7 protein-coding genes are annotated in these 6,861 nt (G+C 73.3%); 4 read left to right on the plus strand and 3 right to left on the minus strand.

What is annotated here, in order from left to right; all coding sequences use genetic code 11:
- The first annotated feature begins 248 nt into the window (after positions 1–248).
- A complete protein-coding gene (locus OFY01_RS18585; protein ID WP_266601315.1) occupies positions 249–1,439 on the plus strand; it encodes an amidohydrolase family protein in 1,191 nt (396 codons plus the stop codon).
- A 19-nt stretch (positions 1,440–1,458) separates the two neighbouring features.
- Here OFY01_RS18585 and OFY01_RS18590 read toward each other — a convergent pair whose 3' ends face one another.
- Positions 1,459–2,208, minus strand: coding sequence for a GvpL/GvpF family gas vesicle protein (locus OFY01_RS18590; RefSeq protein ID WP_266601316.1), 750 nt, complete (start codon positions 2,206–2,208; stop codon positions 1,459–1,461).
- 18 nt (positions 2,209–2,226) lie between these two features.
- The gene (locus OFY01_RS18595; RefSeq protein WP_266601317.1) at positions 2,227–3,027 is read right to left on the minus strand and encodes a SigB/SigF/SigG family RNA polymerase sigma factor; all 801 of its coding nucleotides are present in this window, start codon (positions 3,025–3,027) and stop codon (positions 2,227–2,229) included.
- Between the two features lie 321 nt (positions 3,028–3,348).
- Here OFY01_RS18595 and OFY01_RS18600 point away from each other — a divergent pair, with 321 nt between their 5' ends.
- Together OFY01_RS18600 and OFY01_RS18605 are read left to right on the plus strand one after the other, a co-directional pair.
- Positions 3,349–3,588 (plus strand): hypothetical protein, encoded by a 240-nt coding sequence (locus OFY01_RS18600; RefSeq protein WP_266601318.1) that lies wholly within the window; start codon positions 3,349–3,351, stop codon positions 3,586–3,588.
- Between the two features lie 97 nt (positions 3,589–3,685).
- Positions 3,686–3,964, plus strand: coding sequence for an enolase-like domain-containing protein (locus OFY01_RS18605; RefSeq protein ID WP_266601319.1), 279 nt, complete (start codon positions 3,686–3,688; stop codon positions 3,962–3,964).
- A 33-nt stretch (positions 3,965–3,997) separates the two neighbouring features.
- Here the strand turns inward: OFY01_RS18605 and OFY01_RS18610 are convergent, their stop codons facing one another.
- The gene (locus OFY01_RS18610; protein WP_266601320.1) at positions 3,998–5,740 is read right to left on the minus strand and encodes a glycoside hydrolase family 15 protein; all 1,743 of its coding nucleotides are present in this window, start codon (positions 5,738–5,740) and stop codon (positions 3,998–4,000) included.
- Positions 5,741–5,883: 143 nt separating this feature from the next.
- Between OFY01_RS18610 and OFY01_RS18615 the strand changes: the two genes are divergently transcribed.
- A complete protein-coding gene (locus tag OFY01_RS18615) occupies positions 5,884–6,561 on the plus strand; it encodes a DUF4396 domain-containing protein (protein WP_266601322.1) in 678 nt (225 codons plus the stop codon).
- Positions 6,562–6,861: the final 300 nt, after the last annotated feature.

Raw genomic sequence — 6,861 nt, forward strand, 5'->3', positions numbered from 1 at the left:
CACGGCCGGCCGTCGCGGTCAGCGGCGGGCCGCCGAGGTCCGCACCGGGCATCGAGCAACTGCGCACCTCCGAAACGGACTTCTGCATTCTCGGCGCCGAGTCGTACGGTCGCCTGAACGCCTGTCCGCTACGCACGGGCCGTCGACAGGTGGACGCGGTCGCGGTCCGGTCCGCGCCCGACCGCTACCGTGCCGGGGGCAGCCCGTCCTGACGCCCTCAGCCCCGCCGTACACGAAGGAGAGCCCCGATGCTGATCACCGCAGCGCGCGTCCTGGCCGGAGCCGCACGCCACGTGGTGCCGGACGGCGCCGTGCTCGTACGCGACGGGCTCATCGCCGGGGTCGGCCCACGTGAGGACGTGCTGCGCCACGCCGCGGCGGACGAGCCCCGGCTGGACTTCCCGCGCGGCACCGTCCTGCCCGGCCTGATCGACGCGCACGTCCACCTCTGCTTCGACGCGGGTACCGACCCGGTGGCGACGTTCCAGGGGCAGGACGACGAGACGCTGCTCGACGCCATGACGGCACGTGCCGGGCAGCTGGTCGCCGCGGGCGTCACCACCGTCCGGGACCTGGGCGACCGGGGCGGCCTGGCGCTGCGCCTGGCGGGGGAGGTCGCCGCGGGCCGGGCGGTCGGCCCGCGGATCGTCTCGGCGGCGCGGCCGCTCACCCCGCCCCGCGGTCACTGCTGGTTCCTCGGCGGCGAGGTGTCGGGCCTGGCGGAGATCCGCGACCTGGTGCGGGAGAACGCCGCGGCGGGCGCCCACGTGATCAAGGTCATGGCGACCGGCGGCGGGCTCACCGAGGGGGGCGCTCGGACGTGGGAGTCGCAGTTCTGCGACGAGGAGCTGGCGGCGGTCGTCGACGAGGCGCACCGCGCGGGGCTTCCGGTGGCCGCACACGCGCACGGCAGCGACGGGATCGCCGCCGCGGTCGACGCCGGAGTCGACACCATCGAACACTGCACATGGCTGACGGCCGACGGCGTCGATGTGCGGGCCGACGTCGTGGACCGGATCGTCGAGAAGGGCATCCACGTCTGCCCGACCGTCAGCCCGAACTGGCGGATGCTGCCGAAGCTGCTGGGGACCGAGCGCGTGGAGCCCCTGTTCGCGGCGGTACGGCAGATGGCGACGGCGGGCGCGCGGCTGATCGCCGGGACGGACGCCGGGGTGCAACGCGCGCGCTTCGGCGGGCTGCCCGCCGCCCTCACCTTCTACGAGCACCTGGGCGTGCCGACGGACCGCGTACTGGCCATGGCCACGGCCGACGCCGCCGCGGCGCTCGGCCTCGACGACGTGACCGGCCGGCTGGCCGTCGGCTACAGCGCCGACCTGCTGGTGGTCGACGGCGACCCGCTCGCCGACCTGGCCGCACTGACGTCGGTCGAGGCGGTCGTCGCGGCGGGCAGGCCCGTCGAGGTGAGCGCACAGGCGTAGCGGCCGCGGCGCCCGGAGTTCACTCGTGGCGCCCCGACCCGCCGGGGTGCGTTCGGCCGGTGAAACTGTACGGCGGCAGCGGCCCGTCGGTACGCAGTTCGAGCTGGGGACGGCTGCGGGCGAGCGAGTCCAGGAGGCCGAGGAACCGCTCGACGCGGGCGCGGTCGACCAGGAACGAGATGTCGGCCGGCCAGCCCTTGGACTCGGGCCACCGGCTGACCTCGTCGGCCGCGGGCGCCAGCGTGTCGTGGACGGTGACGGTGTCACGCCGTTCCCGCTCACGTACCGCTCGGGCGAGCAGCTCGCCGAGTTCCAGGCGCTGTCGGTAGGTGCCGCCACCGGCCTTGTCCACGCGCTGGGTCCTGGCGCGCAGTTCGGCGTCCTCGCTCAGCACCTGGTGGAGGATCGCCTCCTCGTGATGACCGGCCTTGACGTTGTACTCGACCTTTCCGTCCAGGCGCGCCAGTTGGCCGAGGTAGTACGCGGCGCGGTCCTCGAGCGCGGTCAGGACCGCCTCCTCGTCGGGCCAGAGACTGCCGAAGGGCAGCGGGAGGACGGTGCCTCGCCGGCTCAGTTCCTCGACCACCCGATGGTGGGCCGACAAGGAGCGGCGGCGCGGGGCGAGGGCGGCCGGAGCGTCGCTGACCGCGGCGGCGAGCTCACCGGCGGTGAGCAGGCGCACCGGGGCGTGCCGCTCGCCCGGCCGGCCGCCGTCCGGCGGGAGTCCGCAGTGATCGGCGCGGACGATGCCGTAGAGGTGGAGAGTCACGTGGACACCTCCCTTGTGTCACGCCACGTCCCGGCCCTCGACCTGGTCGCGGACTTTTCGGCAGGCGCGGCTGATCAGACGGGACACGTGCATCTGCGAGACGCCGATCTCCTCGGCGATGCTGCTCTGCGTCATGTCACGGAAGAAGCGCAGGTACAGCACCTGACGCTCCCGTTCCGGCAGCTCCCGCAGCTCGTGCCGGGCAGCCTCGCGGTCGGTGACGAGCGCGTACCCCGGTTCGCCGTCGGCGAGCGTGTCGACGAGGGAATAGCCGTTGTCGCTGTCGGGCGCCGCCGCGTCCAGGGACAGCACGGAGAAACTGTCGAGCGCCTCAAGACCCGCGCGGACCTCCTTCACGCTGAGATTCGCCTTGGCGGCGAGCTCCTCGGCGCTGGGCGGGTGGTCGTCGACCGCGGTGGTCAACTCCTGCTTCGCCGAGCGCACTCGGTTACGCAGATCCTGCACGCGGCGCGGCACGTGCACCGCCCACATGTGGTCGCGGAAGTGGCGCTTGATCTCGCCCAGGATCGTCGGCACCGCGAAGCTCTCGAAGGCGGTGCGCTGCCCGGGGTCGTACCGGTCCACCGCCTTGACCAGACCGAGCCGAGCGACCTGCTCGATGTCCTCCAGGCTCTCGCCTCGGTCGCGGTACTGACGGGCGAGGCGGCCGGCCATCGGCAGCCAGGCGCTGACGACCTCCTGTCGAAGCGCCTGTCGTGCGGGCCCGTCGGGCATCTCGGCGAGCCGCTGGAACGCTGCCGCGGTGTCGGGCGCGTCATCGTGCGGATGACGCCTGGACCGTGCTCGTACGGGGGGCATGGGAGGAACTCCCTTGTCAGTGAGCTGTTTGGCCATGTGCGTGAATCGTTCTGTCACCGTGAGAGTCGGCCGGTACGACGCGCGACATCCGACCGCTCGTACGGTCGAGCCTCCGGTCCGGGGCATGTCGAGTCGGGTTCCCGACCACTGCGGCGGCAAACAATGTCGTGCACACGGACCCGCCCAACCGGGCGGCCCAGCCCCGCTGTTTGCCGCGTGGACGCGCCGGGAACCCAAGGCGGTGGACGCGCCGGGAACCCAAGGTGCCCGGGGCGCCCGGCCGACAGGGCCACCGGCACCGGATCCTCGGAGGAGTCGACCGTGACGTCCGACGGACCGATCTCGGACGTGCGGGCCCACGCGGGGGAGATCCCCACGGGCCGGCCGGAACCGGACCGGACGGAGCCGGACGGCACACCGGCCTGGTACTCCACGACCGTGGTCGTCGCCGAGGCGGACGGCGGCGGCCACACCGGTACGGGCTGGACGTACGGACACACGTCCCTCGCCGATCTCGTACGCGGTCCCCTCGCCGCGGCCGTGACCGGGACAGCGCCCTGAGCCGCGGCCGCGTCTGGGCGGCGATGCGGCACGCGGTGCGCAACCTCGGCCGCCCCGGCGCCGTCGCCATGGCGGTCTCCGCGGTGGACATCGCCCTGTGGGACCTCAAGGCCGCGTCCTCGGCCTGCCGCTGACCACCGTCCTCGACATGGTGCACGAGGCCACACCCGTCCACGGCAGCGGCCGCTTCCCCTTCTACTGCGACGCCGAACTCGCCGAGCGGACGGCCGGCTGGGCCGCCCAGGGCATCGCCCGCGTGCAGATGAAGGTCGGCATCGCCCGCGTGAAGACGAAGGCCGGCCGGGACCCGGAAGCGGACGCGCACCGGGGCCGGGTGGTGCGGGACGCCGCGGGCCCCGACTTCCAGGTGAGCTGAGGGCGGGGCCGGCCGCGGTCACGTCCGCGCACGTCACGCGAGGCGGACCGCGCATTCCAGGAGCAGAGCGTGGACGAACGCCTGCGGGAGGTTGCCGCGCAACTGGCGCTGGCGCACGTCGAATTCCTCCGCGAACAGGCCGGGTGAGCCGTAGGCCGCCCGGGTCCGCTCGAACCAGCGCAGGGCGGTCTGCCGGTCGCCGAGCCGGTTCCGGGCCAGCGCCATCGCGAACCCGCACAGCAGGAACGCGCCTTCGGCCTCCCCGAGTTCGGCCCCCTGATGGACGAAGCGGTACACGTAGCCGTCACGGGAGAGGTTCTCCTCGACGAGGGCGGCCGTCCGCGCGGCGCTCGGGTCGTCGGTCTCCGGGCTGCCACGGGCGATCGACACCAGCAGCGCCGCGTCGAGGCCGTCGTCGTCCTGGGCCCGCGCCCAGTACCCGCCCGGACGCAGACACCGCCGTCGGGTCTCCGTGAACACGGCCCGCGCCAGATCCGCGCAGCGACGGCCGTCGGCCCCGGGCAGCACCCGGCTGATCCGGCGCAGCCCGCAGACCGCGCTGAGCCGTGAGTGCGTCCACCACCGCTCGTCCAGCTCCCAGATCCCGGCGTCCGGCAGCATCCAGTGGTCCGCGACGGTGTCCACCGCGGCCCGGGCGGCCCGCTCAGCCTCGGGGGTGAGCCGGTCGTGCCGGGCCGCCGCCGCGAACAGCTGCAACACCTCACCGAACGTGTCCAGTTGGAACTGGGTCCCCGCATGGTTTCCGATCCGGTCGCTGCCGCCGGGGAAACCGGGAAGCGCCAACGTGTGCTCTCCCGGCACCGACTGGCCGGACACCGTGTAGGCGGGGCGCAGGACCGGCCCGTCGGCGAGGACGCGTTCGGCGGTGAACCGCACGGCGCGGTCGAGGAGTTCGTGCGGCCCGTGCGCCGCCACGGCAAGACCGGCATACGCCTGGTCGCGCAGCCACGCGTACCGGTAGTCGTAGTTGCGCTCGGCGTCGACGTGCTCCGGCAGCGACGTGGTGGCCGCGGCGACCATGCCGCCGGCCCTGCTGGTCAGGCCGTTCAGCACCGCGTACGCGTGCCGGGCGTCGCGCGGCGCGGCCAGTTCGGAGCAGTCGGGGACGGCGTGGTGCCACGCCTGTTCGGTGCGCCGCCACAGCGTGTCGGCGTCGGGCGCGGGAGCCTCGCCGGGCGCGCCGAGCTCCAGTACCAGGTCGTGCACCTCGCCCCGGCCCAACCGGAGCGTTCCTTGCAGGCCGGTGGCCGGGTCCCACGCGGCCTCCCGTACCCCGCGCAGCCGCATCGCCGTCCCACCGCCGTCCGCGGTCCAGGTGTCCCCTTCCTGGGACTGCCGCCGCATGCGGTGCTCGCCGAAGCCGGGGCGCGGGTCGAGGCTCAGCCGCAGCCGCGCCTGTCCGCGTTCGACCCGCAGCCTGCGCAGCAGCACCACCCGGTCGTCGCGGGCCGGCAGCGCCAGCGCGTCCCGGCACTCGACCACGTAGCCGGGGGCGGTCCAGCGGGTGACGCGGATGAGGGAGCCGTCCTCGTAGTAGCCGCCCCACATGTGCCAGCGGTCGTCGGGGGTCACGCAGAAATGGCCGACTCCGCCGATCAGCGCGGAGAAGACGGCGTCGTCGTGCCAGCGCGGCGCGCACAACCACACCACGCCACCCTGCGGATCCACCACGGCGGCTCGCTCGCCGTCGGCCAGGACCGCGTACTCGCGCAGCGCCCAGGGCTCGACGGCGCTGTCAGGCGGACCGGTCGGCATGTCTCCTCCCTTGCCAAGCGATACCAGATGGTGCCGGCGATCGGATGTCGCACCCCGGAGGGTGCCCGGCGGCCATGCGGGTACCCCGAGGTGGTCACAGGTCACCATGGTGACGCGATCGAAGCAACCGGGCAGGTGAGCACATGGAACCCCACACTCAGCCCGCCGAGTGGATCGAGACGCTCGGCTGGATCGCCCTCGGTGTCGCCCTCGCGAGCGCGCTCGTCATCGTGTTCGACATCGTCGTGCGCGGCCGCCACCAGAAGATGTGGATCATGAATGTGGTGTATCCGGTCACGGCCCTGTACTGGGGGCCGGTCGCCCTCTGGTTCTACTTCGCCCACGGGCGGGAGCGGGACACGGACGGCGCCGAGCCGCCCGACCGGGTGGTCCGGTTCAAGGCGGTCAGCCACTGCGGGGCGGGCTGCACGCTCGGTGACATCGGGGCCGAATGGCTCGTCCTCGGCACCGGACTGACGCTCGCGGGCAAGGCGTTGTACGCCGACTTCCTGCTCGACTTCGTCTTCGCCTGGACGCTGGGGATCGCCTTCCAGTACTTCTCCATCGTGCCCATGCGCTCCATCGGCAGGTGGGAGGGGATCAGGGCGGCCGTCAAGGCGGACACCCTCTCCATCCTCGCCTTCCAGGTGGGCCTCTTCCTCGGCATGTGGATCTACCAGGAGGTGATCTTCGACCCGGGACTGTCCAAGACGACGGCCGCGTACTGGATGCTCATGCAGGTGTCGATGGTCGTCGGCTTCTTCACCGCATGGCCGGTCAACGCCTGGCTGGTGCGCGCGGGCTGGAAGGAGCGGATGTGAGGGGCCCGGTGCCCGCCCGTCGTTGCTCCATCACGGTGACGCTCGCCGGGTGCGGGCCCCGCTCCCGGCGTGCCAGGGCGCGGAAGCCGCCGTACACGGTACACGGTGCTGGTTCGTGACGGCTCGTAACGGCGAGGAGGGGCGATGCGGCGGAAGGTGCCCGCGGCCCTGGGTGAGGTCCTTGCGTGGTGGGTGGCGCTGGTCGTCGCCTACCTGCTGATCGTCCCTACGGTGTCGGCGTCCGAACTCCTCGTCGCGGGAGGCGGCGCGGTGGTCGCCGCCGTCGCCGCGCGGGCCGCG

The sequence above is a fragment of the Streptomyces beihaiensis genome, assembly GCF_026274175.1.
GTDB classification, from domain to species: domain Bacteria; phylum Actinomycetota; class Actinomycetes; order Streptomycetales; family Streptomycetaceae; genus Streptomyces; species Streptomyces beihaiensis.

Coding starts and splice junctions, on each gene's coding strand:
- OFY01_RS18585 (WP_266601315.1), top strand. CDS start 249: ATGCTGATCACCGCAGCGCGCGTCCTGGCCGGAGCCGCACGCCACGTG.
- OFY01_RS18595 (WP_266601317.1), bottom strand. CDS start 3,027: ATGCCCCCCGTACGAGCACGGTCCAGGCGTCATCCGCACGATGACGCG.
- OFY01_RS18610 (WP_266601320.1), bottom strand. CDS start 5,740: ATGCCGACCGGTCCGCCTGACAGCGCCGTCGAGCCCTGGGCGCTGCGC.
- OFY01_RS18615 (WP_266601322.1), top strand. CDS start 5,884: ATGGAACCCCACACTCAGCCCGCCGAGTGGATCGAGACGCTCGGCTGG.